We start from the raw sequence: 25,639 nt of genomic DNA, 5'->3' as shown, positions 1-25,639 counted from the left end.
CTCGAATTTATCCTTTGGATCTAAGCATGTCCACTGAACTTCAGGCTGAATTGCAGACAGCAGTTGAGCGTCGCCGCAACTTTGCGATTATTTCTCACCCCGACGCAGGCAAAACGACCCTGACCGAAAAGCTGCTGCTCTATGGAGGCGCAATTCACGAAGCAGGAGCCGTCAAAGCGCGTCGTTCTCAACGCCACGCTACGTCAGATTGGATGGCAATGGAACAACAGCGTGGCATCTCGATCACCTCAACCGTGCTGCAATTTGAGTATCAAAACTGTCAGATCAACCTGCTCGATACCCCCGGACACCAGGACTTTAGTGAAGATACCTACCGGACTCTAGCCGCCGCCGATAACGCAGTCATGCTGATCGATGCTGCCAAGGGCTTAGAGCCGCAAACCCGCAAGCTGTTTGAAGTCTGCAAACTGCGATCGCTGCCCATTTTCACCTTTGTCAATAAGCTCGATCGTCCGGGGCGATCGCCGCTAGAGTTGCTGGACGAAATCGAGCAAGAATTAGGCTTGCAAACCTACGCGGTGAATTGGCCGATCGGCATGGGCGATCTCTTTCAAGGGGTCTATGACCGCCGCAGCCAGCAAATTCACCTATTTGAGCGCAGTCAACACGGTAGCCGAGAAGCGATCGATACCGCGATTGACCTCGGTGATCCGCGCATTGAGTCTCTTTTAGAACAAGGACTTTATCATCAATTCAAAGACGAGCTAGAACTGATTGAGGGCGCTGGATCTGAACTCGATTTAGAAGCCGTTCATCAAGGCAAAATGACTCCCGTTTTCTTTGGCAGTGCCATGACTAACTTCGGGGTAGAGCTATTTCTGGATGCGTTTCTCGACTATGCGCTAAAGCCGGGAAATCACGAAAGTAATCAAGGTGAAATTGAGCCGACCTACCCAGAGTTTTCGGGTTTTGTGTTTAAGCTTCAGGCAAATATGGACCCTAAACACCGCGATCGAGTTGCCTTTGTACGAGTTTGTTCGGGCAAGTTTGAGAAAGATATGACAGTGAACCTTGCACGAACAGGAAAAACCGTGCGATTGTCTCGTCCTCAAAAGCTGTTTGCTCAAGATCGAGAAGTGATCGACGAGGCATATCCGGGCGATGTGATTGGGTTGAACAATCCGGGTGTGTTTGCGATCGGAGACACGATCTACAACGGTCAAAAGCTGGAATATGAAGGCATTCCTTGTTTCTCACCCGAACTATTTGCCTATCTCAGAAACCCCAACCCGTCTAAGTTTAAGCAGTTTCGCAAAGGCGTATCTGAGCTTCGAGAAGAAGGTGCCGTTCAGATTATGTATTCTGCCGACGAAGCCAAACGTGACCCGATTCTAGCCGCCGTTGGACAGTTGCAGTTTGAAGTAGTGCAGTTCCGTCTACAAAATGAATATGGGGTTGAGACTACGGTCGAGTGGCTTCCTTATACGGTGGCTCGATGGGTCGATGGCGGCTGGGAAGCATTGCAAAAAGTAGGGCGGATTTTCAACACGTTAACTGTCAAAGATAGCTGGGAACGTCCTGTTTTGCTGTTTCGCAACGAGTGGAACTGTCAGCAGCTTCAGTCAGATCACCCTGAGTTAAAACTGAACTCGATCGCCCCCGTAGTTTCTGGGAAAGAGCCAATTGCACTCTAGAGGTATCCTAGAAGCGCTGTGAGTTCCAGAAATTATGACTTCTTCCCCTGATTCCGCTTCGGGTGCCGATCGCCTTGAAGCGGGTCTGGCAGCAATCAAACAGGGCAACTACTCCCAGGCAATTCAACACTTGGAGCGCTATCTCGTGTCTCAAGCGGGTGCTTTAGAGCAGCCCAACTCGATCAAGGCGCGAATGTGGCTGGCGACCGTCTATCTACGCAGTGGGCGACCTAAAAAGGCGATCGCTGTTTGTCAGCAATTGTATTCTAGTCCCCACATCAAAGTCAGAGATTGGGCAAGCCAGACGTTAGAAGAGATTGAGCAGCGTTATCCAACATCGACAGGCCCGGAAACTGATGCTGATGCAGAAACCGCAGACTTAGCGGGATTTGTGCCCTTGCAGTCTGGGACAACGGGCAGACGATCGGTCTTTGTTCCCCCAAACTCATCGGCAACGGAGCAGCCCTCTGTTCAGAATTCAGAATCTCCGCCACCCGTCAATCCACCAGCCGCTACATCGGTTAAAAAACCTGTTGCGGCTCCAAACTCATCGATTTGGCGCAGTGCGGGACGATCTCAGCGCTGGCAACCTTTACCTAAACTCAATCCCGCTCGATTGCAGTGGGCAGAAATGGCGACTCCGATCGCGCTCTTTCTGCTGATCGCCAGCGTGTTTGTGGTCTTGAATGCGATCGGTCTTCTCTGGTTCAAATTCACAACCAGCATTCTGCACTTGAGCAGTCCGATTCCATCGCTCGAAATTCCAGTCGGACAAATTCTACTGATTTTGGGTGTGTTGTTTGTGGCTTCTCCCTGGCTGCTTGACGCGCTGCTCAAAGGGCTGTACAACCTACATCCTCTATCAGCAGACACTTTAGGAGCGCACAGCCCAGAAGCTTATCGGATGATTCAGCGCTTTTCTCAGCAGCATCAGATGCCCATGCCGCGTCTAGGAATCGTGCCCACTCAAGCGCCCTTAGCCTTTACCTATGGCTCTCTGCGGCGATTTTGTCGGATTGTCGTCAGTCAAGGGCTACTCGACCAACTGACTGATAACGAAATCGCGACCATTTATGCAGGCGAACTCGGTCACATTCTCCACTGGGATTTTAGCCTCATGTCTTGGGTGACGATCGTCACTCAAATTCCCTACGCACTTTATTGGCAAACGGCAAAGGGTGGAGACTGGCTGCGAGAAAGAAGCGCGTTACGACAACGAGAAAGTAAGCTCATAGCGGTTTTACTGGGCATCGGAGCCGACTTGTTGGCGATCGGGTCGGCGATTAGCTACGGTTTTTATCGCCTGCTGCGCGGGTCGGGGCTGTGGCTCTCAAAACAACGGGTAACGTACAGCGATCGGGCTGCCTGCAACCTGACCGGAAACCCGAATGGCCTGATTCGCGCATTGGTTAAGAGTGCGATCGCAACGGCTCAAACCATTCAGCGAGACACCAAAACCGATTATCTGTTAGAAAGCTTTGATCTGCTTACGCCGTTGGGATGCGGTGCCGCAACGAGTCTAGGAAGCTTCTATCCTCACATATCTTTGACCGCCCTCCTGGAATGGGATCTGGTGAACCCCGATCGACATTGGTTAGCGATTAATCACTCGCATCCTTTAATGGGCGATCGGCTGCAACGCCTCACCCACTATGCGCTTCACTGGCAGTTAGAGCCAGAATTAGACATCGAACCGTCTGAATCGCTGAATCGAAACCCGCGATCGTTTTTGCTGCAATGTGCGCCATTTTTTGGGCTGGCGGCAGGCTATCTCGTCGCTCAGATTCTCTGGTTTGCGGCTCAGATTGCTTATCGATTTGGAGTGCAGCAAATCTCCTGGCTAGCGAGTGACTACAACCTGTTTGCGGGTTTTATGATGATCGGTTTAGGGCTAGGAATCTTTCTTCGCTTCAATGCCTTCTTTCCAGAACTCAAGCATTTGGAGTCGAATCGATCGCCCACACATTCACTCAGCGAGTCAGAACCGCTCACCACGTCAGCAGATCTGTCATGGCTCTCAACCTTGATCACAAAACCGGATGCGTTGCCGATCGACAGTCAACCCATTCGCCTAGAAGGCACATTGCTAGGACGCATAGGCATCGCCAACGGGTTAGGGCAAGATTTGCTCTTGCAAACCCCAAAAGGCTTGATCAAGCTGCACTACAGTTCGCAAATAGGTGCAGTCGGAAATCTGCTTCCCCAAGTCACTCGCCCTGTCGATCTAATCGGGCAGGCTGTGCTGATTACAGGGTGGTTTCGGCGAGGGGCGATTCCCTGGATCGATATGGACACCTTACGATCGGGGGGTCGCATCAGCCGCAGTGGGCATCAGGTTTGGTCTACGATTCTCGCTGGCACCGCCATTCTCTTCGGACTTTTCTTAATCGTCTAGTCTTACATTGTTGATGAAAGACCCGCTTCTTTGTAAAGAAAAATTGCACTTATTGAAATGTGGTGTTACATTTCTTTACAGGAGTTGGATGATTCCGGGTTCAGTCCCGTATCTCACGATTAATGTGGCTAAAGTGTCTCGGTATCAGTTATTTCTCCTCCCAACACAGCAAGCTTAATCAGCGATCGAAGTTCGATCGCTGATTTTTTATGTGCATTTAGACAGAGAAAATTTGAGTGGTCGCTTCAGTTTTTAAAGGGGAGATCAAGCTATCGATGGAAATCTGCTGCGGGTGAAGTTCAGCGCTGGTGGGCATGGTACCTTTAAGAATGGCATAAACATTCTGGAGAGACAGTTAAAAGTTACTGTTTAGTCTGAGTCCTCCAGCAGTTACCAAAAACTTAAGGGTTCTTCTTTTAGTAAGAATTGTTCTCAACCCATCTTGGGACAGTCGTCAGCAGATGATTAAAAGCCTAAGATTTGACGAACTACTTGAGTTGTTGCGGTTGGCAAGGGAAGCGAATTTGGCAGTTTTTTAGAGGTCGGTCTAGCCCATCCTCAGCCCACATCCGGTGAACGTTCTCAAAGCAAGTGTATTAGGATCAAAGTCTGGAGGTTCTCACTATGTCCATTCGTTTATATGTTGGCAATTTGCCAGAAGACTTAACTCGGCAAGAGCTAGAAGCCGTGTTTGCAGAAGAGGGGGATGGTGTCTCAGCCAAGCTGATCACCGATCGCAAGACGGGCAAGTGTCGCGGTTTTGGGTTTGTCACGGTCAAAACCGATGAGTTAGCCGATCAGTTGATCGAAAAATTCAACGGGTTGCAGATCAAGGACAACGCCATCAAAATCGAGAAGGCGTTGCCTCGCACGAAGGAAACAGAAGACAAGCCTGAAGGCAGCGCACCCGCTCCGGTTAGTGCTGCTTCGTCAGGTGGTGTTCGACGCAAGGGTGGCAGCAGTAATGCCAATAACAAGACCCGCACGACCACAACGGCTTCGTCTGATCCTGACTCGATTCAGCCTGATCCTCGCTGGGCGCAAGACCTTGAGAAGCTCAAGCAACTTCTAGCGACCCAAACCACCAACTCCTAAGGTTTAACGTCTGTCCAAGATGTTAAATTTGCTGGATTTCAAGATACAGCAGGCCGTTTAGCCTGATTGTGCTGGCGCTTTCCCAATCAGAGGCGATGTCACAATGACTTCGCTTGTGATTCGGTAAGCGTCAACCCTAAAAGATTTTAAGCAGATCACTGCCAGACTTGATCCTAATTTACAGATCGCATAAAAGGGACGCTCGATCGAGTGTCCCTTTTAAGTGTTCAGCCTTTTTGGGGCACCTTTGAGAGAGTAGTCGTTTCAGTCTTTACGCTATGCCCCGTCCGCGTGATCACGCTCCGTTTCCTTGGGGAGCCATCAAATATTCCATGATCGCCCTCATTACCCTAGCAGGTGGAGTCTGGGTTCTCAATTTGCCCTTTCCTCCCCTGCGATGGGCAGTGGCTAAATCAGCACCACTCTTGCTGGTGCCCAGTTTTATCAGCATGGATCAAAACTATCGACAGGCGATCGTCAACGTCGAGCAAGCCGATCAACTGATTAATCAAGCGACGGCTCCCGCAGATTTTGAGTTAGGCAAAACCAAAGCAAAAGCCGCACAAAAAAACCTGGATGCTTTGCCAGTCTGGTTTGTGGGCTACTATCCGAGTCAATATTGCAGCCTGTTTCACTGCGGTTGGAACTTTACGATCGATGAGTTTCGGGCGGCACGCGCCGAGGTTGCCCGCATGGAAGCGACTCTATTTCAAGAAGACAACGCTCGGACGCAGATAGAACAGGCGGGTCAGGCGATCGCTGAAGCCCAACAAGCTTATCGTCAAGCAACCGACCAACCAAGGCAGAGTAAAGCGATCGAGCAGTGGCAAGCCGCGATCGACACGATGCAAGAAATTCCTTCAAAAACGCTGGCGGGGCGAATGGCGCAAGGGAAACTCCAAGCCTATGAGCGAGATTTTCAACAAGTGGTCGGCTTTACCAAAGACAATACTCGAACTGGAAGTCTGATCACCGTTGCTAAACAGTTTGCCGCCGAAGCGACCAAATCGACACGGAATCCACCTCATTCTTTAGCAGAGTTAGCCGAGATTCAGAAGCTGTGGGAGACGGCGATCGATCGCATAGATAAAATTACGGTCAGCGATCCAGACTATGTGCAAGCACAGACCCAACTCGTCAGCTATCAAAAATCTCTGGGTGCAGTTAAGGTGCGGTCAAAGGCTGAAGAAGAGTCAATGCAAGCCTTTGAAAAAGCTCAACAGTTAACCAATCAACTGTTAGCGGAGACAACCAATAATCCGCAAGGCACCGATAGAGGTCGCGTTGCCATTCAGCTCAAACAGATTATTGATGAACTCGCCAGAGTGAAACCGGGCACAACCCAATACTCAGACGCGCAAAAACTAATGAAGTCTGCCCAAAATCGGCTGAAATAGAGGCTCCAAACTCATTAAAATATTAAATAAATGTCAGTTCGACGAGATTTTTCGCTTCGTTGTCAGCGGCTTCTGCCCCCTAAATCCCCCATTCTGGGGGACTTTGAACCGGAAACTTTGGCTTGAAGTTCCCCGATTTGGGGGATTTAGGGGGCTTCCCGAATTCACAATTGGAGCGAACTACCTCTGTCGAACTGACGTTAAGTAAAGTAATTCGAGGTAGGCTATGGCAGTCAAGAAAGGTGACTTGGTTCGGGCGGTGCGAGAAAAGTTAGAGAACAGCCTGGAAGCCAAGGCAAGCGATGCTCGATTTCCCAGCTATATTTTTGACACTAAGGGCGAAGTGATTGATCTAAAAGGTGATTTTGCTTTTGTCAAGTTTGGCATCGTCCCAACGCCTAATATTTGGCTGCGAGTCGATCAGCTAGAGCCATTCAGCTAGTCGTATTATGGCGTAGGGACATTCTATAGAACGTCCCTACAAGTTTAGAAATGGCTGATGATCGCATCTGCAAACTCAGAACATTTCAATGGCTCAACCGGCGGCTCCATCATCCGGGCTAAATCGTAAGTGACCTCACCGTTGGCGATCGCCGCGCTCAACCCTTTCTTAATCAAATCTGCCGCTTCTTGCCAGCCCATAAACTCCAGCATCATCACGCCAGAGAGAATCACAGAACCGGGATTGACGCGATCGAGTCCTGCGTGTTTAGGGGCGGTGCCGTGAGTTGCTTCAAAAATCGCAGACGAATCGCCGATATTAGCACCGGGGCCCATGCCCAAACCGCCTACGATCGCCGCCGCCGCATCGGATAAATAATCGCCGTTGAGATTCATCGTCGCCAAAATCGAATATTCGTCGGGGCGCGTTTGAATCTGCTGAAAAATGCTGTCAGCGATGCGATCGTTGACCATCACTTTCTCGCGCCACTGCCCCGATCCGTGAGTCTCCCAAATTGCATCTAAGACAGATTTGACTTCTTCGCAGATCGCGGCTTGCTTCTCAGAGGTCAGGGAATCATAACCGGGATCAATCTGACGAGCATTGTCTTCGAGAGAAAGATCTGGATTTTTCTCTTTGTTGCCGAGAATCCAAGACTCGCGCTCAGTCACGCATTCGGCTCGAAACTCGTCGATCGCCAACTCATAGCCCCAATCTCGAAACGCCCCTTCGGTATATTTCATGATGTTGCCTTTGTGAACGAGCGTCACCATTTGCTTATTTTTGGGCAACCGCAGAGCGTGCTGCATTGCCCGCCGAACCAATCGCTGAGATCCCTTTTTGCTAATCGGTTTGATGCCAATTCCAGAATCGAGCGGAATCTGCTTTTTGCCGTGTTCGGGCGTGTTGGGGATCAAGTCTTCGTTGAGCAGTTTGATCAAGCGATCGCCCATCTCACTGCCCTGTTTCCACTCGATCCCCAAATAAATATCCTCCGTATTCTCACGATAAATAATTACATCTAGCTTCTCTGGAGTTTTGTGAGGAGACGGTGTGCCCGTGTAATATTTGCAGGGACGAACGCAAGCATAAAGGTCAAAGATCTGGCGTAAAGCGACGTTTAGCGATCGAATGCCACCGCCGATCGGAGTCGTCAACGGCCCCTTAATCGCCACCCCAAACTCTCGAATCGCGGCTAGCGTGTCTTCTGGCAAATATTGATAAGTGCCATACCGTTCACACGCTTCATCGCCTGCGTAGACCTTGAACCAGGTGATCTTGCGCTGATCCCCATAAGCGGCTTTGACCGCAGCATCAAATACCTTCTCAGAGGCAGGCCACAAATCGATCCCCGTGCCGTCGCCTCGAATAAATGGAATAATCGGGTGATCAGGGACGATCGGTTCACCGTCTTTAAAGGTGATGGCTTCACCTGTGCTCGGAGGAGTGATTTTTTCGTACATAGATTTTTAGTGAGAAAGGGTCAGTTACTAACGTCTTAGAGGCGATCTCAATTCAAAGCGTCATCTACGAGAGGCTTGCCTTAAACGCAGCGATCAGCGCCGTCTTGGTAGGCTATCAGAATTTTGTGAAGCCTGATCGATCACGTAGTGAGTATTTCTTCATCAATTCTTGATACTAAATTCAGTAGAACTAAGCAGCATCAAAGAATTCTAAAATACGATGAAGTGGCAAGAACGGTTTTTGATCGAGAGTTCATCTCGTCTCATCTGATAATTTTGTGTAGATTTCTGCCAACGATCGCTCGAAGCAAGCTAGAGGCGGCTTAATTGACTGCCTGGAGACGTGAATGAAGAAAATTCTGGTAGTTGACGATGATACAACCCTGCGGACAGCACTCACCCGATATTTAGAAAAACGCAGATACCTGGTTCAAGATGCTGCGTCGGGGGTGGAAGCCTTTAAGATTTTTGAGCAAGATCCCGCCGATCTGATCGTTTCTGATGTGCTGATGCCCGAAATGGACGGCTATGAATTTTGTCGGCGATTGAGAGCCACTCGATCGGGGCAGCTAGTGCCGTTTATTTTTTTGTCAAGCAAAAGTGACATCGAAGATCGAGTTCAAGGGCATTCGATCGGAGCAGATGACTATTTAATCAAACCGTTTGAACCCAAAGAACTCCTGGCAAAAATTGAGGCGCAGCTAGAGCGATCGCGCCGAATGCACTCCGAAATCGTGCGTTTAATGCAGCAATCTAAGAGCATTCCTGCCCAAATTCCCACTCCGCCCCCTCTGCCGTTAACGCCTGCTGAAGAGAAGGTTTTTTGGGAAGTGATTCAAGGCTATACCAATAAGCAAATTGGCGATCACTTGTTTGTTAGCCCCCGCACAGTGCAAACTCATCTTAGTAATATTCTCAGCAAGCTTCAATTAGAGAACCGATCGCAGCTAGTTCGGTTTGCGTTTGAGCAGGGATATCGCCTCCCGATCGAACCGTCTTCTCAGGAAGAAGTGGCTGAGAATTAGAGGATGGGGTGAGATGGAGAATCGGTCTAATATTTATAGTTTGAGCGAACTGAAACAGGCGATCGCTACCGATCCCCAAAAATGGCGACCGCTAGTGTTTACAAACGGCTGTTTTGATCTGCTCCACGCAGGGCATGTGCGATATTTGCACGCTGCGAAACTGCTCGGACGATCGCTGATCGTAGGGCTAAACAGCGATCGATCGGTGCAAACCATCAAACCTCAAGCTGATGGGGCACCCGCTAGACCGATCGTGCCCGAACTGCAACGGGCAGAAGTGCTAGCCGCCCTCAGATCAGTCGATGGAGTCGTGCTATTTTCTGAGCCAACTGCGGCTCAATTGGTTGAAGCGCTCCAGCCAGAGATCTATGCTAAGGGGGGAGACTATAGAATTGAAACGTTGCCCGAAGCGTCGATCGTTCACGCTTATGGGGGGCACGTCAAACTGATTCAGGTTGAAATCCCTAGTTCTACGAGTGCCATCATTCGCCGCATCTTAAATTCCTAGCCCTTCACTGCCGCAATCTGGAATAAATCGTTTCATGACTAACCTAGATACCGCTTCGGCTCTCAACATTCCCGCCAGCGTCGCCACCTTGCAATATAAGCTGCGATCTGAGCCAGAGAAAATTCAGCTACAGATCATTAACGAGTTGATTGCCGTAGGAGACGCAGGTCTAGCGGTCTTAATGGAATTTTTGCTAGAGCGTCAACCTGGCTTAGATCAAGGACGATCGAGCAAAACTCCGATCAAAGTCGTTGAGGCAGCCGTTTATCAAGCGCTGTTTAACACACGCGCCACTCAAGTCGTTGATTTTCTTCAGCAGCATTTTCCAACCGGGACGGTGCCCTTACGATCGCAGCACAACCTCGACTATGCACCGCTTCAGCAGATTTTGGCCAAGCAAGAGTTTGAGGCAGCCGACAAGTCAACCATTCAAAAGCTTTGTGAGCTTGCAGGGTCGGCGGCTGTGCAGCGCAAGTGGATCTATTTCACCGAGATCGAAAGCCTCGCGTCAGTGGACTTGCAGACGATCAACGCCCTTTGGCTGGCCCATTCAAACAGTCGATTTGGGTTTTCAGTGCAGCGCGAGATCTGGCTGGGTGTCGGCAAAAACTGGGATAAGCTTTGGGAAAAAATTGGCTGGAAGTCAGGCAACAACTGGACTCGCTACCCAAATGAGTTTACCTGGAACCTCAGCGCTCCGAGAGGACATCTCCCCTTGTCCAATCAACTCCGTGGGGTGCGGGTGATTGCGGCTCTGCTCGATCACCCAGCCTGGTTTGAGTAGCGATCGATTATCTTGTGTAAAATTGCTAACGATTCAGTGATTTTTTCGATCGCATCAGACGCGTACCTCCCAAACTTCAGTAATCTCCCTTGCATATAACCGTTCGTGTGGCACAAGGCGAGGGCAGTCTTGGTGTAGATGAAGACTGTTCTATAAAGAAGTCTCCTCGATTGCATAATCTCACGGATTTATTTATAGGGGCTGGGGTTGGAATGGGAATCCCTGAAAGCAGACTTTTTTGTCGCTTAGATGGTTTAACGGTTGCGGTACGTGAGCAGCAGCGTCTGTCGATATTGACAGAGTTGGGCTTGCTAGAAACAGATAGCGTTCCAATTTTTGAGGAGGCAACTCAGACCGCTGCTCATTTTTTAGAGGCTCCGATCGGAATCTTGGGCTTGATCGCTCAAGATCGCCAATGGTTTAAGTCGGCTGTAGGGCTGGCGCGGTTAGGCTTGATGAATGACTTGGCGGTTTCTCGTGAACTGCCCCGTGATGAGTCGTTTTGCATTCATGTCATAGACAGTCATCAAGTGGTGGCGATCGACGACACCCTAAATTATCCTGCCTTCGCCAATAGCATTCTTGCTCAACAATATGGAATTCGTGCCTACATGGGCGCACCCCTCATCACCTCTAGCGGAGAGTGTATTGGCTCACTGGCGGTCATGGATCTGGTGCCACGAATCTTCACGGTCAAAGATCAAGAATTTTTGGCTCTCACGGCTCGCCTCAGCATGAGTGAATATGAGCGCACTTACCTAACCAAAAATCAAGTTAGCGTTGAGTCAGCGGCGATCGACCCTCAGCCCCAGAACTCTTCAACCCATTCTATTAAGTTCGAGCTACTCGCCCAGCTTGCTCAAGAACTGCGGACTCCCCTCACGTCAGTGATGGGCATGGCAAGCGTTTTAAGTCGAGAAATATACGGCCCTCTAACCCCTAAACAGAAAGAATACTTAGACATCATTCATCAAAGTGGACAATATCTGCTCTCTCTGGTTAAAGAAATTTTAGAACTCTCTCAAATGGAGGATAGCGCCCAGTCGCTTAATCTTTCGTCAGTCGATATTGAGATGCTCTGTCAGCAAGCGATCGGCACTCTAGAGCAAGCCGCTCACCGCCGAGAGCAAAAAATCAGGCTCTCAGTCGAACCTGGCAGCCGCATCTGGATGTTAGATAAAGAAAAGATTCGGCAGATGCTTTATCACCTGATGTTTAGTGTGATTCAAGCGTCTAATGCCGGGAGTCTGATTCGCTTCCATGTTTCTCATAAGGGTAGTGGGCTGAGATTGACCGTTTGGTCATCGCATCCGTGCTTTGATGAAGAACTTGGCTATTCAGAGATTTATGCGTCCCAGCCTGCGGGGTCTGTGGCTCTGATGAGCTTAGGCTACGGCGATTACGCAAACGGCAATGGCAGTAGATTGTCGGACTATAACCTGATGTCAACGGCGACGATCGCAGATTATGAAGCGGTCTCAGAGGCGATCGAGGCAGAAGTTCTTCGCAAAAACTTGGGGCTATTGTTGAGCCTCCAACTGGCAGAGATGCACGGCGGAAAAATTCTCATTCAAGGCGGCTCTGAGCCGGGACATCGATATGTAGTGACGCTGCCTCGATTAAGCGCAGTTAACCCATAAGTCACTACCGCTTGCCAACGATCCGTTTTTGAGGATAATTGACCATAGCCCAAAGGCGGCTTGGCTATTATTCTCTAAAGCTTTGGAAATCGCGTATGAATCCGTGGCAACAGATCACCCTATCAGCACTGCCGCTCTATCGGTGGCGCGGCTCTAGCTATCTGCATCGACTCGTCGGGCCGCTGCAAGCATGGCGTAAGCGCAGTGTGTTCATGCAGTGGGCAGACCCGATCGGAGCGGCACTCCTCGGCACGGTTTTTGGGTTGACTCCGTTTGTCTCAAGTGACTTGGCAGGAGTTTTGCTCTTTGCCTGCGGTTGTTATTGGGCATTGTTAACCGTTTCGGACGATCGGGGCTTTGACTCAGAGCAAAAAGCGGTTTTGGGTTCGGGGTTTACACCGATTCATCTGATGGTGTCGCTCTATTGGGGAGTGGCCACGATCGCGGCGGCGATGTCTCCGGTCAAAAAGTTGGCGTTTACCGGATGGAGCAAACTGACGCTCTATGTGCTGCTATTTGCTTTAGCCGCGCGGGTGTTAAGGTCGTCTCGGCTGCGATCGTGGCTGATTTCGCTTTATCTACACGTTGCGCTGTTGATGAGCGTTTACGGCATTCATCAACAGTTTTTTGGCGCGGAGGCTTTAGCAACCTGGGTTGATCCAGAATCTCCAAACGCTGAAGTGGTGAGAGTTTACAGCTTTTTGGGCAATCCCAATCTATTAGCAGGATATTTGCTGCCTGCGATCGCGTTGAGTGTTGCCGCGATCTTTGCCTGGCGCAGTTGGGTGCCAAAACTCTTGGCGATCACGATGACGATCGTCAATTTTATGTGTCTCTATTACACCGGGAGTCGAGGCGGCTGGATCGGCTTGGTCGTGTTGATGCTAACGCTGCTGATTTTGCTGTTGTATTGGTGGAGTGCAGCACTGCCGCGCTTTTGGAGAATTTGGGCACTTCCGATCGCCTTGGGGACGATCGCAGGCTTGTTTATTCTCGCCGTAGTCTTGATACCTCAGTTGCGCTATCGAGTCAGCAGCATTTTTGCCGGACGGGGCGACAGCAGCAATAATTTCCGACTCAATGTGTGGACTTCGGTTGTGCAAATGATTCAAGACTATCCAGTTTTGGGAATCGGCCCCGGTGATCCGCCGTTTAAGAAGATCTATCCGCTTTATCAGAGAGCGCGATTTAGTGCGCTGAGTGCTTACTCAATTCTGCTAGAAGTGGCGGTTGAAACCGGAATCATTGGTTTATTTGCGTTCTTGTGGCTATTGCTGGTGACGTTTAGTCAGGGCTTTGTGCAGCTCAAGCGACTCAGACAACTGGGCGATCGCGATGGTTTTTGGCTGATTGGCATTATTGGTGCCCTAGCCGCTATGTTGGGGCATGGTTTGGTCGATACGGTGCTTTACCGTCCGGCGGTGAATACACTTTGGTGGCTGACGATCGGGTTGATTGCCAGTTTCTACACCTACCAACCGCGTCTAGATAGCCCATTGGTTGAATCATAAAAATTGATTGCAGAACCCTACCTATAAAAAAGGCGTTCAGATCGTATGATTTGAACGCCTGAATTCGACGGCTTCGTTACAGTTTGTCGTGCCCCCTAAATCCCCCAAGTTTGGGGAACTTCAAGCCAAGATTTCCGGTTCAAAGTCCCCCAGAATGGGGGATCTAGGGGGCAGAAGCCTTGAAGAACGAAGCGAAAGAACTCATCGAACTGACATTTTGTTAGGGATCAACCCAGCGATCGTCGCCTTTAATCAGATTAATCAACTCCTGAACGCCGTCTGCTTCAGGGACTTTTTTAATCTCGTCTCGACCACGATAAAGAGAAATGAATCCAGCTTGCTTGCCAACATAGCCATAGTCAGCATCAGCCATTTCACCCGGCCCGTTGACGATGCAACCCATGACAGCAATGTTTAGCCCCGTCAGATGCTGAGTTGCGTCTCTCACTTGATGCAAGACTTCCTCTAAGTTGAATAGCGTACGTCCGCAAGACGGACATGCTACATATTCGACCATCGTTCGCCGCAGACCCAAGGCTTGCAGGATGCCATAACAGACCGGAATTTCTTTCTCAGGCGCTTCAGTCAGAGAAACACGAATGGTGTCGCCGATTCCTTCTGCTAAAAGGGTGCCAATGCCTGCCGTAGATTTAATGCGTCCATATTCGCCGTCTCCCGCTTCAGTCACGCCTAGATGAAGGGGATAGTCCATGCCTAGCTCGTTCATGCGCTTGACCATCAGGCGGTTTGCAGCCAACATCACAGGCACTCTAGATGCCTTGAGCGAGAGTTCGATGTGGTAAAAGTTGAGCGATTCACAAATCCGGATAAATTCTAGCGCCGACTCGACCATGCCTTCAGGCGTGTCGCCATAGGTAAACAGCATCCGTTCTGAGAGTGAGCCATGATTGACCCCAATCCGCATAGATTTGTTTTGGTCGCGCAGTGACACCACCAGCGGCTCTAAGGTTTCGTAGATCTTGTCCCCAATCTCTTTAAATTCTGCGGGTGTGTATTCAGTCCGATCGCTCTTAGGCTTTTCAAACACATAAAGTCCGGGATTAATCCGCACGTTATCGACATATTTCGCCACTTCTAGCGCGATTTTCATGCCGTTGTGATGCACATCAGCGACGAGGGGCACGGGCTGATAGGTTTTGTGCAGCCGATCGCGAATCTCTTCCATCGCTTTGGCGTGGGCCATGCTCGGCACGGTCACGCGGACAATTTCGCAGCCAATCTCATGCAGTCGCCGAATCGCTGCCACTGATCCTTCAATGTCTAACGTGTCTTCGTTGATCATGGACTGAACAGCAACCGGGTGACTGCCTCCGATCGTGATGCTGCCAACCGGGACGGGACGGGTTTTGCGACGCTGAATGGCGGGGTCTGTAGATAGCTCGCTAGAAATCGGAGCAGAAGTAGCAGGAATTGGCAAAGTTTGCATACGGCTGTTGTTAAGACTCGACAGCATGAAAATAGGGGAAAATTCTCTCTGTCTCTCAGATTGCCATAGATGGAGCCGTTTTGTCTGATTTGTAGCGCACAGTGCAAAAAATGCCTCAATTTGGCTATCGAGCCGATGAGACGCAGCATCGAGATTCTTGCTTCACCGAGCCAGCCATTGCCGCCGTTTGCAGGGTCATAAAGGCTCGCAAATCTTCTCGGTCATACTTGGTTGACAGAAGCTGTCGCAGTTGGTCTTCAGCTTCGATCGTCAATAAGCCAGTGATCAGAGCCTGTTGCACCACTTCACGAATTAATGCCATAAGAACACCCCAGCAAACTTTGATATAAAACAACGGTCTTAGGTCTTGTAAGTCTTATAGTTATTAACTTGAATGTTTATGCAAGTTAGGAGACAGATAACTCAATTTAATTTTTAACTGAGTGAGCCGTTTTTGAGTTTAAGCAATAGATTTCTATAAAAAGACTTAAACCAATTGATTGGAAGCAACCAAGCTACCTACCGATTTCGCGACCGCACTTAAAGAGGCGACGGAGATCAAACCTAAAAGGTTCCCAGCTTTTTTCAGAAGCGATAGCTCTATGTCAGTAAGGGTTTCAGAGAATAAGATACCTGTATCTTAGATCACCTGTCCTATAAATTTGTCGCTGCGTTTAATGGTAGCAGAAGGGTTAACCGATCGTGAATCAGGTGGATAGCTGAGATTTCTAACTCTAGGAGTTGACTTAATAGATAGAGCTATCTCAGATAAAAATGTTGCAAAAGTCACATTTCTTCAATTTGATAAAAGACTTCTATTAAGCAAGAACAATAAATTTTATTAACGAGTTTACTCTCAATCAAGCAAGTCGCAACCCTGAAAAACAATTGCTTAAACTAGGGCAGTTCAAGCGCGATCGTGCCCAAAATTCCTTTGCGAAAATCGTTGAGAATCTGACGCGCCGATCGCTCAACGTCTCCTTTATATTTCCGCTCTGCTAGGGCTTGCAAATAGCTCTCCCCCGTTAACTCAGCCGCATCGACTTTATATCGAGCCTCTAAACAGCGATCTTGATGCAACTGTTTGAGCAAATCGACCAGCGATGCCGCAACGCGCTGATTGTCATAGGCGGCTTCACCGATATCATCACAAATCGCCAGCTTGATGGCAGCTTCTTGATCAGTGAGCTTGTTGGGCAAAACGCCGGGTGCATCTAACAACTCGATTTGATCAGAAATTCTCACCCATCTGAGTTGACGAGTGATCCCCGCCCGACGAGAACTTTCAACCACTCGCCGATTCAGCAAGCGATTGATCAGCGCCGACTTGCCCACGTTGGGAAAGCCAATCACCACCGCACGAATCGGTCTGGGCAACATGCCCCGATCGCGCCTCCGGGCATTGACCTGTGCCCCCGCTTCTTGCACTGCGCCAGCGACCGCTTCGATGCCTTTGCCGTGTTGAGCATCGGTAAAATTGGGTTCTTGCCCCTGCGATCGAAACCACTGTGTCCACTGCTGACGAGTTTGCGCCGGGATCATATCCGTGCGGTTAAGCACCAACACTTGCCCCTTGGTGCCAATCCACTGATCGACCTGTGGGTGATGAGTTGACCTCGGAATTCGAGCATCCCGCACTTCTAAGACCACATCAACGCGCTTAAGCTGCTCAAAAAGCGCTCTTTCTGCTTTGGCAATGTGACCGGGATACCACTGAATAGGAGGGGAAGACATGGGGAAAAGAGACGAGAGAGAATTTGACGGCAAACCTCTATCTTAGGTGACTTTTCACCCCTCATCCCTCAGCTTCTTAGGGAATGACCAGCACTGGGCAGGGCGACAAGCTAATGACTCGATTGGTCACGCTTTCAGAAGTGCCTTCATGGGTGAGTCCCAATCCTCGACAGCCCATGATAATCAGATCGGCATCCAGTTCATCAGCCACATCGCAAATCGTGAAAGCAGGTTTGCCTTCTCGCTCTAACGCTTCGGCTTCGATGCCTTGTTGAGAAAATAACTTCTTTGCGTTTTGCAGCAACTCAGCAACTACCTGGGGTGACTCCATCGCATCCGTAGACGGGACTTCGGCTTCGGGCGGCTCGACAACCGAGAGAATAATTAATCGGCTCTGATGAGTTTTGACGAGGGTAGCAACGGTTTCAGCCGCCTGCCGCGATTCTCGGCTTTGGTCAACTGGGAATAAAACAGTCTTAAACATAAGATCTCATTTCCGAAAGGCTAGAAGCGAGAATTCAAGGAGCTTCGTCTTTTATTTTGACGCTTATTGGCTCTATGTTTCTGAACTTAGCGCATCAAGACCAGATTTGCGATCGACATCACGACACTTTCAGGGAAAATAAGGACGGGTAGAAAGACTTATTCAGGAGACTGGTTCTGTGTCCAAGAAGACTGTAAACGATTTATCATCCTCTGATTTACAAGGAAAGCGAGTTTTAGTTCGGGCTGATTTTAACGTTCCGGTAGACGATCAGGGCAAGATTACTGACGACACTCGCATTCGAGCCGCGTTGCCGACCATTCAAAATTTGACTTCTAAAGGGGCAAAGGTGATTTTGTGCAGTCACTTTGGTCGTCCCAAAGGAGCCGATGACAAACTGCGTCTCACTCCCGTAGCAGAACGCCTTTCTGAAGTGTTGGGGCAATCGGTGGTCAAGTGCGACGACTGCATTGGCGATGAAGTGGCTGCTAAAGTCAGCGCCATGAATAACGGAGACGTGATCCTGCTAGAAAATGTTCGATTCTACCCAGAAGAAGAAAAGAACGATCCAGAATTTGCAAAGAAGTTAGCTTCGATCGCCGATCTTTACGTCAATGATGCGTTTGGCACGGCTCACCGCGCTCACGCTTCGACCGAAGGTGTAACCCACTATCTGAGTCCCTCGGTAGCAGGATTACTCGTTGAAAAAGAATTGCAGTATTTGCAAAACGCGATCGAGAATCCTCAGCGCCCGTTGGCTGCGATCGTCGGTGGCTCAAAAGTCTCCAGCAAGATCGGCGTGATCGACACCCTGCTCGATAAAGTCGATTATCTGCTCATGGGCGGCGGCATGATCTTCACCTTCTATAAAGCTCGTGGGCTAAACGTGGGCAAGTCTCTAGTCGAAGAAGACAAGCTAGAACTAGCAAAAACCCTCGAAGCCAAAGCCAAAGAGCGGGGCGTTGCCTTGCTGCTGCCGACGGACGTGGTAGTCGCTGACAACTTCTCTCCAGATGCCAATGCTCAAACCGTCAGCATCGAAAACATTCCCGATGGCTGGATGGGTTTAGACATCGGACCCGACTCGATCAAAGTCTTCCAGGATGCGCTCAATCAGTGCAAAAGCGTGATTTGGAATGGCCCGATGGGTGTGTTTGAATTTGATAAATTTGCTGCGGGAACGGAAGCGATCGCGCGCACATTGGCAGATTTAACTCCCAAAGGCACCACGACGATCATTGGCGGCGGTGACTCGGTAGCAGCCGTTGAGAAAGTTGGGCTTGCCAGCCAAATGAGCCACATCTCAACGGGCGGTGGCGCAAGTTTAGAACTGCTAGAAGGGAAGGAACTCCCCGGAATTGCAGCCCTAGACGAGGCGTAAGAAGCGTAAATTTAAATAAACGTGAGTTCGACGAGTTTTTTCGCTTCGTTCTCAGCGGCTTCTGCCCCCTAAGTCCCCCAAATTGGGAGACTTAGGTAGCTCTCCTGAATTCATCATCGGAGTGAACCACTGCTATCGAACTCAGGTTAAATAAAGCAGGAATCTGTGTACGGGCATGGCACTGCCCCTTGGCGTTGCAAGTGACCGATAGTTATTTAATCTGCGATCTTAATTCAGGGATCTGAAAGCTGATCCTTAATCTACAACTGTCCTGAGATTGCCTGACAGGTGTTTCCATCATGAGGGTCAGATTTTTGAGGTGATATCAGTTCGTTTCGCTGCAAAATCTGATTGTCATACCCAAATACTCGAATATCACAAATGCCTGTCGCGCCCGGAGCCACTAAGGCAAATAGCCCGTCAGGACTCTCATCGCGAAGACTTTTGCCATTATTAAAAGTGACTTCTATGGCTGAAACTTGAGGCGAGAGCACCTGACCATAGAGAATTGTTTGACGATCGTTCCCTTTGCCAACGGTGTGCCCAACTCCATAATCAATCAAAGAGACGGGTTTAGACTTAGACTTCTCGGCTGTGGTGAAACGACTACCACTACTGCTGAGTCGCCATTCCATTCCTATTTGCTTCATCACCCGATAGCTCAAAACTTGCTGGTCTGAGCTGTGTTTATCTCCTGTCAGACAGTTTCCTCGATAGAGTGCCAGGATGCCCTTTGACCATTTGCGAGTCGTTAACACTTGGACATTTTTTGCCTCGACTTCAGGCTGTCCTGGGCATGAAAATGGACGACGAAGCGCTTCTTCTGGGGTGGCAGCTACCAGTGCAACTGTCCACCCTGCCGTCGTCAAACCCAAACCAATCATCAGACTTATTACCAGTCGTCGGTTCATGGTTGATCGTGCAATGTGCTCTTGTGGTGAATAATTTAGCAGACTAATTATGCTAAGTCTGCTCAAGCATAGAAATCCTTAACTCCCCCACAAGGCTAGTTTTAAGGATTCGAGAAGGTATTGATCTGGCCGCCCCCTAACACTCGACCCGGAATCGGACGCGGAGCCGTGAACGGAACGTCATTGGTCGGAAAGCTTTGAGGCTGTTGAGGCACCAAAGGCGCAGGAATCGCATTTAAGCTTGACGAATTGCTCAAGGGTTGAGGCGATAGAACTGGCTGCGGCTGCGTGGATAAAGGGGAAATAGGCACGATCGGAGGCACAACTGGCACAGTCCCATTGACCGGAAGAGGCTGAGTACCTTCGACAATGCTGGTATAAGAATTGGTGTAGGGAGTCGTTGGGGCGGCATTTACGCCAAAGTTGCCCAGACTGGTTGCGCCTTCGATCGGAGTAGAGGGCGCGATCGAAGTAAAGCTAGAAGGCGTTTGAGTCGGACGATTATTAGAAGGAGTCACCGACCCTTCAGGAGAAGTGCCATAGTTTGTTGAAGCAGCCTGTGACGAATTTTCTGTAGACGTGCCAACAGTCGGAAACTTCAACAGATTGTTCAAATCCAGAACACTACCCAGATTATTGGAGTTTTGCAGTTGAGTGGAGTTGGCCGCTCCGCCGATCGTTGAGTTGCCCGTTAAACCCAGATCAGGCAGCCCAAGTTTCTGCATCGTTGCCCCAAAGACATTGCTATTGCCAACACTCTTATCAGAGGACTGAGGAGCGATCGCCGAACCCGGTATCGGAATTTGAGGAAGCTTTGCCAGATCAGTTGAAGTTGCGAGGTCAGATTTAGCGGGGTCAGCCTGTTTAGAAGCCGAGTTAGCAACCCCAAAGTCGTTAAACAGCATCGGCAGCGTGTCAATGTCTGCACCGATCGCCCGGTCTTCTGGCGACAGCCCACTGGTGTCACCCGAACTAGCGTTGACCCCAAAATAACTGAGCCATTCAGGGCGCATCCAATATTGCCAGGTGAACAGAATCACAAACATCAGCGCGATCGCAGGGCCCCAGAAAATGGGTCGAGTTAGAGGACGCAACCTAGCCAACAGATATCGAGCAGCAACAGGAGACGTTTGGCGGCGCATGATTTGAAGACCGTAGAGAACTCAGCCCAGACTAGCCCTGATAACAGGAATTGTAGCCGATCGAACTCATTGCAGGCATCGGCGATCGGCAGATCTATACAGTTCACCGAGCCGCCCGAACTAGCAAAAACCCACCTGCAACCAGTCCTAACACGGTTGGCAGCCAAGCCGCAATGTAGGGAGACAAAATTTCTAGAAGCCCCAAAGAGTCACAGACAAACGACAGCAAATAATAAGTAAAAATAATCACAATGCTAATGGCAAAACTTGCGCCTCTGCCGCCGCGCTGGGGGCGAGTGCCTAGCGTTGCGCCCGTTAACCCAAACACCAAACACACAAAAGGAAACGCAAGCTTCTGCTGAATTCGCAGCCGCACTTTACGAGCTTCTTTTTCATCTCCACTCTGAGTCACAATGTTGAGCGAGTCCCGCAGTTCTGCAATATTCATCTCGGCTGAGTCTTGCTTGCGATTTGCTAGATCTAGGGGAGTGCGAGGCAATTCAAGTTTCTGCTGCACAAACTTGACGATGTTGCGATAAGACCCATCAGGTGCCACCACATAAATCGTGCCGTTAAAGAAGTCCCAGGTGCTGTCTTTCGGGTTCCAAACCGCCGACTCTGAGGCGACAATTTGATTGAGTCCACCTTGCGAAAAATCGAGAACCGTCAAGCCTTTCATTTGCCGCCCGTCAAATTGTCGGGCATAAAAGATCCGCTCTAACGTCTGATCACTTGAGCCATTCGCCTGTTTGCCGTTGCTAAACTGCGTCACCAGAATGTTTTTTTCTCTAAACGTCGGCTTGTCTTCTTTAAGCGCTAAGTCAAGCGTCCGGGCTGCTTGATAATTTGCGGCAGGCACGATCGCTTCGTTAAACCCAAAAGTCACCCCAGTCACAATGAGACTGAGCACGATCGCGGGCGAAATCAGCCGATAAACGCTGATCCCAGCACTGCGGAGCGCAATCAGTTCGCTGTCTGTTGAGAGCCGACTATAGACGATTAACGCCGCCAACAGCATCGACATAGGCAACGCCAGACTCACAAAATAAGGCAGTTGCAAGAAGAAGACTTGAAGCGCGATCGAGAATGGCAACCCCGACTGAGTAACTTTGCGAATCAAGTCAAACAGCGTCCCTACTGAGGACACCACCGACGAAAAAGCGGCCACCCCAAATAAAAGCGGCGGAATCAGTTGAGTGATGATGTAGCGATCCATCACCGACAAAAAAGAGAGTCGGCTGACAGGTCGAAACGAAGGCTGAGGAGGCTGAGAAAACCCGGAGGACATGGGGAAAAGAGTGAGAGGCTAGAGAAATTAACGCTGGAAGTTGTCTCCCAGATAATATTGCCGCACTAAAGGATTTGCATAGAGTTCTTCAGCGTTGCCCGACGCGAGAATCTGCCCATCGCGCATGATGTAAGCTCGATCGGTGATCTCTAAAGTTTCGCGCACATTGTGGTCGGTGATCAAAATGCCGATTTGTCGATCGCGCAGTTGAGCCACAATATCTTGAATTTCAGCCACGGCGATCGGGTCAACTCCGGCAAACGGCTCGTCTAGTAGCAGAAATTTGGGGCCTTCAACTCCAGAAGCAAGTGCCCGCGCCAACTCTGTGCGACGACGTTCGCCTCCAGACACTTGCACTCCTAGCGTAGATGCCACTTTCTCTAGTCGGAATTCTTTAAGCAACCCGCTTAAGCGATCGTTCCATTGCCAGCGAGGAACTTTGGTTTGCTCTAAAACCAAAAGAATATTTTCTTGAACGGTGAGATATCGAAAAATGCTCGGTTCTTGTGCCAGATAGCCGATTCCTAACGTCGCCCGTTTGTTGATCGGGAGGGCAGTGACTTCTTGACCGTCTAGCCAAACCTTGCCGCTATCGGGTTTCTCTAAGCCTGTTGCAATATAAAACGTCGTCGTTTTGCCTGCCCCGTTAGGACCCAACAAACCCACAACTTCACCTTGAGACACAGAAAGGCTGACCCGATTCACCACCGATCGTGCGCCATAAGATTTATGAATATTTTCTAATACAATCCTCAATAACCTGCTCCTCAGAATAGCCAAAGTGAATCGGGTTAGGAAGTCAGCGCTTGCCGGAAGTGGGTGACTGAAATTGTGGGCTAGGGCTAAACGGGGTAGATTTAGCAGCACTCGGACTAGAAACAGCAGGCGTATCGGTGATCAGGTAAATGGCTTCGACCTGCTTGCTTGCCTGAGGCAATGCGATAAATCGCCCTTCGTCAACCAGGTAGGTGATATTTTCTCCTCGCAAACTGTTGCCTTGCTGCAAGACATAAACGTCACCCGTCAAAACGATTCGGCGCTCTTTGCTGAAGTAGATAGCTTGAGCTGACGTGGCTTGAATCTGACGAGAAGGATAATTGATTTGCACATTGCCCCGTGCCACGACAACCCCAGTTTTGGCATTGGCTTCGGTGCTGTTGGCTCGCAGCGTCAGCGGCTGGGCAGGTGCAGCTTGAGCAACTCGGCTAGGCACCGCATCGGCAGAAAGATTTGAGGCAGTTAAGCCTAACGTCAAGCTTGCCGGAAGCAGCAACGCCAGCCCTAAACGATCGAGTGAGAAGCGCTTTAAAAATATCATTAGGTTGATGGCAAACAGAGCAGTGAGAGAGCGATCGCACGAGGCAACCTTTGATGACCTCGAATATATCATCATAGAGAGTTTAACAAATCTCGCTTGAGGGTTGGAAACTAGATAGGTTGCTTAATCTCAAAGACGATGCTTGTTTAGAGAAGTTTCGAGATGATCCAGTCTTCTCTAATGATTACAAATATAGTCTTGACGCGGATCAGTCCTAATCCGATTATTCCACTGATGCAGTCAACTTCCGGACAATGGGAATCTGTAGAATAATCTTGCCATCCTGATCAGTTGTGCTAGAACTTGCTTTTCCTAAAGACTGACATAACATAACATTTCCCACTTCCTCGGCTCCCATCTGCTGCAAAGTAGTAAGTAAGTTTGTACTGTCATTGATGAAGCGATCGACCTCGATCCCTCCATATTCTGGCTGATATTTCCGCAGGCGGTTTAGCCCTTCGCCTAGTAGAATTACGGCTCCACGCAAGTTGCGATTGCCTAAGTGGTAGATCGCCACCGCAACTTGCAGAATTCCCTGGTAGAAGTTTTTTTCAAACGTAGGCGCTTCCATCCAAATGGCTTCTAGGGTGTCGTGACAGGTGTAGAATTCGCCTTGATTAAACTGCTCAATGGCTTGCCAAAAGGCTTCTGGTAGTTGGTCTGTCATCAGATGAACTCTAGCTAAGAGAATCTTGAAGCTGTGATTGCAGCGATCGTTCGGGGCGAATCACGAGTCCTGGAAAAGGGGACGATCGCGGCTCGGTCGCGGGTTGAGTCCACAATACCCAGCGGCTTCCTGAAAGCATTGCGTTGAGACTTTCAGGGTTTTGAGTCAGCCAAATTAAAGGCAGATTCGGCGGGTTAGTGCTGTGAGTATCTTCCCCAGCATAGGTCGCTGCAAGGGCTTCTAACACTGCTTGTTCTCCTTGCAGAAGTCCAGTCTTGGCAGTCCAAAGTTTAATGGTGAGCGCTTGACGAGCCGCGTAGAAATAAAGAGACGCGGCTGCAATCACTGCCTCCTCAAACGATTCTGACTTCCATGCGGTGGCGCTATCCAAACAGACTACAAGTTCTTGACCGCCCGTAAAAAGTTCGAGTTCTCGAACCCGCAGTTCTCCATAGCGGGCACTGGTGCGCCAGTGAATCAGCCGGGTCGGGTCGCCCCATCGATAAGGGCGCAGCGATCGCGTCAATCCCTCTTGGGCAGCTTTAGCACGCTGGTCACTGGTGAATTGTGCCTTTGACTCCTGTCCGATTTGATCAATTAACGGGCAATGCGCTAAAGGAAGAACGGTTGGATAGACGATCGCCGTTGCCTCAACTTGCTGATCCTGTCGTCGCCAAACTAATCCCAGAGGAGCCGCCGATCGCAGTTGCACTGTCTGCCAGCGATAAACGCCTCGTTGTTGAGTTGGGTGCTGATAGACCCAATATTGAGTAGCATCGGCATTCAGGCTTTCAATAACTTTAGTAACGGGTTTACCCAATCGGTGCGGAACCAGGTCAGACACTTGCAGGAGATTTTTGGCTTTAGCGGTTGCATTTTGAATCAGCAATTCTACAGTGAGAGGATCGCCTGCGCTTACTGGGTAGATGGGACGGCGAATGATTTCAATCCCTTGTAGGTTTTGGGTCGATCGGGTGGTGGCGATCGCTAACAGCGCCATGATCACCCCGCTAATCACATAAAGCCAACCCGATAGCGTGTTAGTAGCTGCGATGAAAAAGAATAGGGCAAGCCCACCCAGCACCCACCCAATATAAGCCGGGTTAACCCAGTGAGTTTCTAGCCAATTGATCAGCCGAAATTTGATGCTCATCGCCGCTCGTGATTCTATAAATAATTGATGCGTTCTCTGCGACTCAGCTTAATCTTTTAGAAGGGTTGAAAAAATCGCAAAAAACCTGAGCCATACTATCTATGATCGATAGAATCTTAGATACATTCAAAAAAACTAGAAAAGTTTTGCACAAACTCTAGCGTTTTGATGCGCTCAACCTAGCTTGAGCAGGGAGCTT

The 25,639-nt window shown here is 49.7% G+C and carries 23 protein-coding genes; 11 read left to right on the top strand and 12 right to left on the bottom strand.

Going from position 1 to position 25,639, the window contains the following annotated elements:
* Nucleotides 1–26: 26 nt before the first annotated feature.
* From prfC to ndhO, 5 genes are all read left to right on the top strand, one after another.
* A complete protein-coding gene (gene prfC / locus C7B65_RS11960) occupies nt 27–1,655 on the top strand; it encodes a peptide chain release factor 3 (RefSeq protein ID WP_073071351.1) in 1,629 nt (542 codons plus the stop codon).
* 34 nt (nt 1,656–1,689) lie between these two features.
* A complete protein-coding gene (locus C7B65_RS11955; protein WP_073071349.1) occupies nt 1,690–4,050 on the top strand; it encodes a M48 family metalloprotease in 2,361 nt (786 codons plus the stop codon).
* A gap of 624 nt (nt 4,051–4,674) precedes the next feature.
* Nucleotides 4,675–5,145 (top strand): RNA recognition motif domain-containing protein, encoded by a 471-nt coding sequence (locus tag C7B65_RS11950; RefSeq protein ID WP_073071347.1) that lies wholly within the window; start codon nt 4,675–4,677, stop codon nt 5,143–5,145.
* 278 nt (nt 5,146–5,423) lie between these two features.
* Nucleotides 5,424–6,542, top strand: a complete 1,119-nt coding sequence (locus C7B65_RS11945) for a hypothetical protein (protein ID WP_219898502.1) — start codon at nt 5,424–5,426, stop codon at nt 6,540–6,542.
* A gap of 226 nt (nt 6,543–6,768) precedes the next feature.
* Nucleotides 6,769–6,984, top strand: coding sequence for an NAD(P)H-quinone oxidoreductase subunit O (gene ndhO / locus C7B65_RS11940; protein ID WP_073071345.1), 216 nt, complete (start codon nt 6,769–6,771; stop codon nt 6,982–6,984).
* 44 nt (nt 6,985–7,028) lie between these two features.
* Here the strand turns inward: ndhO and C7B65_RS11935 are convergent, their stop codons facing one another.
* Nucleotides 7,029–8,447, bottom strand: a complete 1,419-nt coding sequence (locus tag C7B65_RS11935) for an NADP-dependent isocitrate dehydrogenase (RefSeq protein ID WP_073071343.1) — start codon at nt 8,445–8,447, stop codon at nt 7,029–7,031.
* 347 nt (nt 8,448–8,794) lie between these two features.
* Here C7B65_RS11935 and C7B65_RS11930 point away from each other — a divergent pair, with 347 nt between their 5' ends.
* The 5 genes from C7B65_RS11930 to C7B65_RS11910 all read left to right on the top strand — a co-directional run bounded on the left by C7B65_RS11930 (nt 8,795) and on the right by C7B65_RS11910 (nt 13,915).
* Nucleotides 8,795–9,472, top strand: coding sequence for a response regulator transcription factor (locus tag C7B65_RS11930; RefSeq protein WP_073071341.1), 678 nt, complete (start codon nt 8,795–8,797; stop codon nt 9,470–9,472).
* 13 nt (nt 9,473–9,485) lie between these two features.
* A complete protein-coding gene (locus tag C7B65_RS11925) occupies nt 9,486–9,980 on the top strand; it encodes an adenylyltransferase/cytidyltransferase family protein (RefSeq protein WP_073071339.1) in 495 nt (164 codons plus the stop codon).
* Nucleotides 9,981–10,014: 34 nt separating this feature from the next.
* Nucleotides 10,015–10,764, top strand: coding sequence for a GUN4 domain-containing protein (locus tag C7B65_RS11920; protein WP_073071337.1), 750 nt, complete (start codon nt 10,015–10,017; stop codon nt 10,762–10,764).
* A gap of 212 nt (nt 10,765–10,976) precedes the next feature.
* Nucleotides 10,977–12,404: a GAF domain-containing sensor histidine kinase gene (locus C7B65_RS11915; RefSeq protein ID WP_073071335.1), complete on the top strand. Its 1,428-nt coding sequence runs from the start codon at nt 10,977–10,979 to the stop codon at nt 12,402–12,404.
* Nucleotides 12,405–12,499: 95 nt separating this feature from the next.
* The gene (locus C7B65_RS11910) at nt 12,500–13,915 is read left to right on the top strand and encodes an IctB family putative bicarbonate transporter (protein WP_073071334.1); all 1,416 of its coding nucleotides are present in this window, start codon (nt 12,500–12,502) and stop codon (nt 13,913–13,915) included.
* A gap of 220 nt (nt 13,916–14,135) precedes the next feature.
* Here the strand turns inward: C7B65_RS11910 and ispG are convergent, their stop codons facing one another.
* From ispG to C7B65_RS11890, 4 genes are all read right to left on the bottom strand, one after another.
* The gene (ispG, locus tag C7B65_RS11905) at nt 14,136–15,362 is read right to left on the bottom strand and encodes a (E)-4-hydroxy-3-methylbut-2-enyl-diphosphate synthase (RefSeq protein ID WP_073071332.1); all 1,227 of its coding nucleotides are present in this window, start codon (nt 15,360–15,362) and stop codon (nt 14,136–14,138) included.
* A 124-nt stretch (nt 15,363–15,486) separates the two neighbouring features.
* Nucleotides 15,487–15,684 (bottom strand): hypothetical protein, encoded by a 198-nt coding sequence (locus C7B65_RS11900; RefSeq protein WP_073071330.1) that lies wholly within the window; start codon nt 15,682–15,684, stop codon nt 15,487–15,489.
* Nucleotides 15,685–16,259: 575 nt separating this feature from the next.
* Complete coding sequence (gene ylqF, locus C7B65_RS11895; protein WP_073071329.1) at nt 16,260–17,096, bottom strand: ribosome biogenesis GTPase YlqF; 837 nt, start codon at nt 17,094–17,096, stop codon at nt 16,260–16,262.
* Nucleotides 17,097–17,172: 76 nt separating this feature from the next.
* On the bottom strand, nt 17,173–17,580 hold the full coding sequence (locus tag C7B65_RS11890) for a universal stress protein (protein ID WP_073071327.1): 408 nt from the start codon (nt 17,578–17,580) through the stop codon (nt 17,173–17,175).
* Between the two features lie 178 nt (nt 17,581–17,758).
* Between C7B65_RS11890 and C7B65_RS11885 the strand changes: the two genes are divergently transcribed.
* Nucleotides 17,759–18,961, top strand: coding sequence for a phosphoglycerate kinase (locus tag C7B65_RS11885; protein WP_073071325.1), 1,203 nt, complete (start codon nt 17,759–17,761; stop codon nt 18,959–18,961).
* 260 nt (nt 18,962–19,221) lie between these two features.
* Here C7B65_RS11885 and C7B65_RS11880 read toward each other — a convergent pair whose 3' ends face one another.
* The 7 genes from C7B65_RS11880 to C7B65_RS11850 all read right to left on the bottom strand — a co-directional run bounded on the left by C7B65_RS11880 (nt 19,222) and on the right by C7B65_RS11850 (nt 25,440).
* Entirely contained in the window at nt 19,222–19,872 is a 651-nt protein-coding gene (locus tag C7B65_RS11880) for a hypothetical protein (protein WP_143162046.1), read from the bottom strand.
* A 101-nt stretch (nt 19,873–19,973) separates the two neighbouring features.
* The gene (locus C7B65_RS11875; protein WP_073071321.1) at nt 19,974–21,014 is read right to left on the bottom strand and encodes a hypothetical protein; all 1,041 of its coding nucleotides are present in this window, start codon (nt 21,012–21,014) and stop codon (nt 19,974–19,976) included.
* Between the two features lie 103 nt (nt 21,015–21,117).
* The gene (locus C7B65_RS11870; RefSeq protein WP_073071319.1) at nt 21,118–22,302 is read right to left on the bottom strand and encodes an LptF/LptG family permease; all 1,185 of its coding nucleotides are present in this window, start codon (nt 22,300–22,302) and stop codon (nt 21,118–21,120) included.
* A gap of 27 nt (nt 22,303–22,329) precedes the next feature.
* Nucleotides 22,330–23,058 (bottom strand): LPS export ABC transporter ATP-binding protein, encoded by a 729-nt coding sequence (lptB, locus tag C7B65_RS11865; protein WP_073071317.1) that lies wholly within the window; start codon nt 23,056–23,058, stop codon nt 22,330–22,332.
* A gap of 43 nt (nt 23,059–23,101) precedes the next feature.
* Nucleotides 23,102–23,620 (bottom strand): LptA/OstA family protein, encoded by a 519-nt coding sequence (locus C7B65_RS11860; RefSeq protein WP_073071531.1) that lies wholly within the window; start codon nt 23,618–23,620, stop codon nt 23,102–23,104.
* 223 nt (nt 23,621–23,843) lie between these two features.
* Entirely contained in the window at nt 23,844–24,287 is a 444-nt protein-coding gene (locus C7B65_RS11855) for a DUF309 domain-containing protein (RefSeq protein ID WP_073071315.1), read from the bottom strand.
* 10 nt (nt 24,288–24,297) lie between these two features.
* Nucleotides 24,298–25,440, bottom strand: a complete 1,143-nt coding sequence (locus tag C7B65_RS11850; protein ID WP_106253996.1) for a DUF58 domain-containing protein — start codon at nt 25,438–25,440, stop codon at nt 24,298–24,300.
* Between the last annotated feature and the right edge of the window lie 199 nt (nt 25,441–25,639).

The sequence above is a fragment of the Phormidesmis priestleyi ULC007 genome (genome assembly GCF_003003695.1).
In the GTDB taxonomy this organism is placed as follows: Bacteria; Cyanobacteriota; Cyanobacteriia; order Leptolyngbyales; family Leptolyngbyaceae; genus Phormidesmis_A; species Phormidesmis_A priestleyi_A.
The sequence above is the reverse complement of the archived record's forward strand: the minus strand, read 5'-3'. Positions and strand labels throughout refer to the sequence as shown.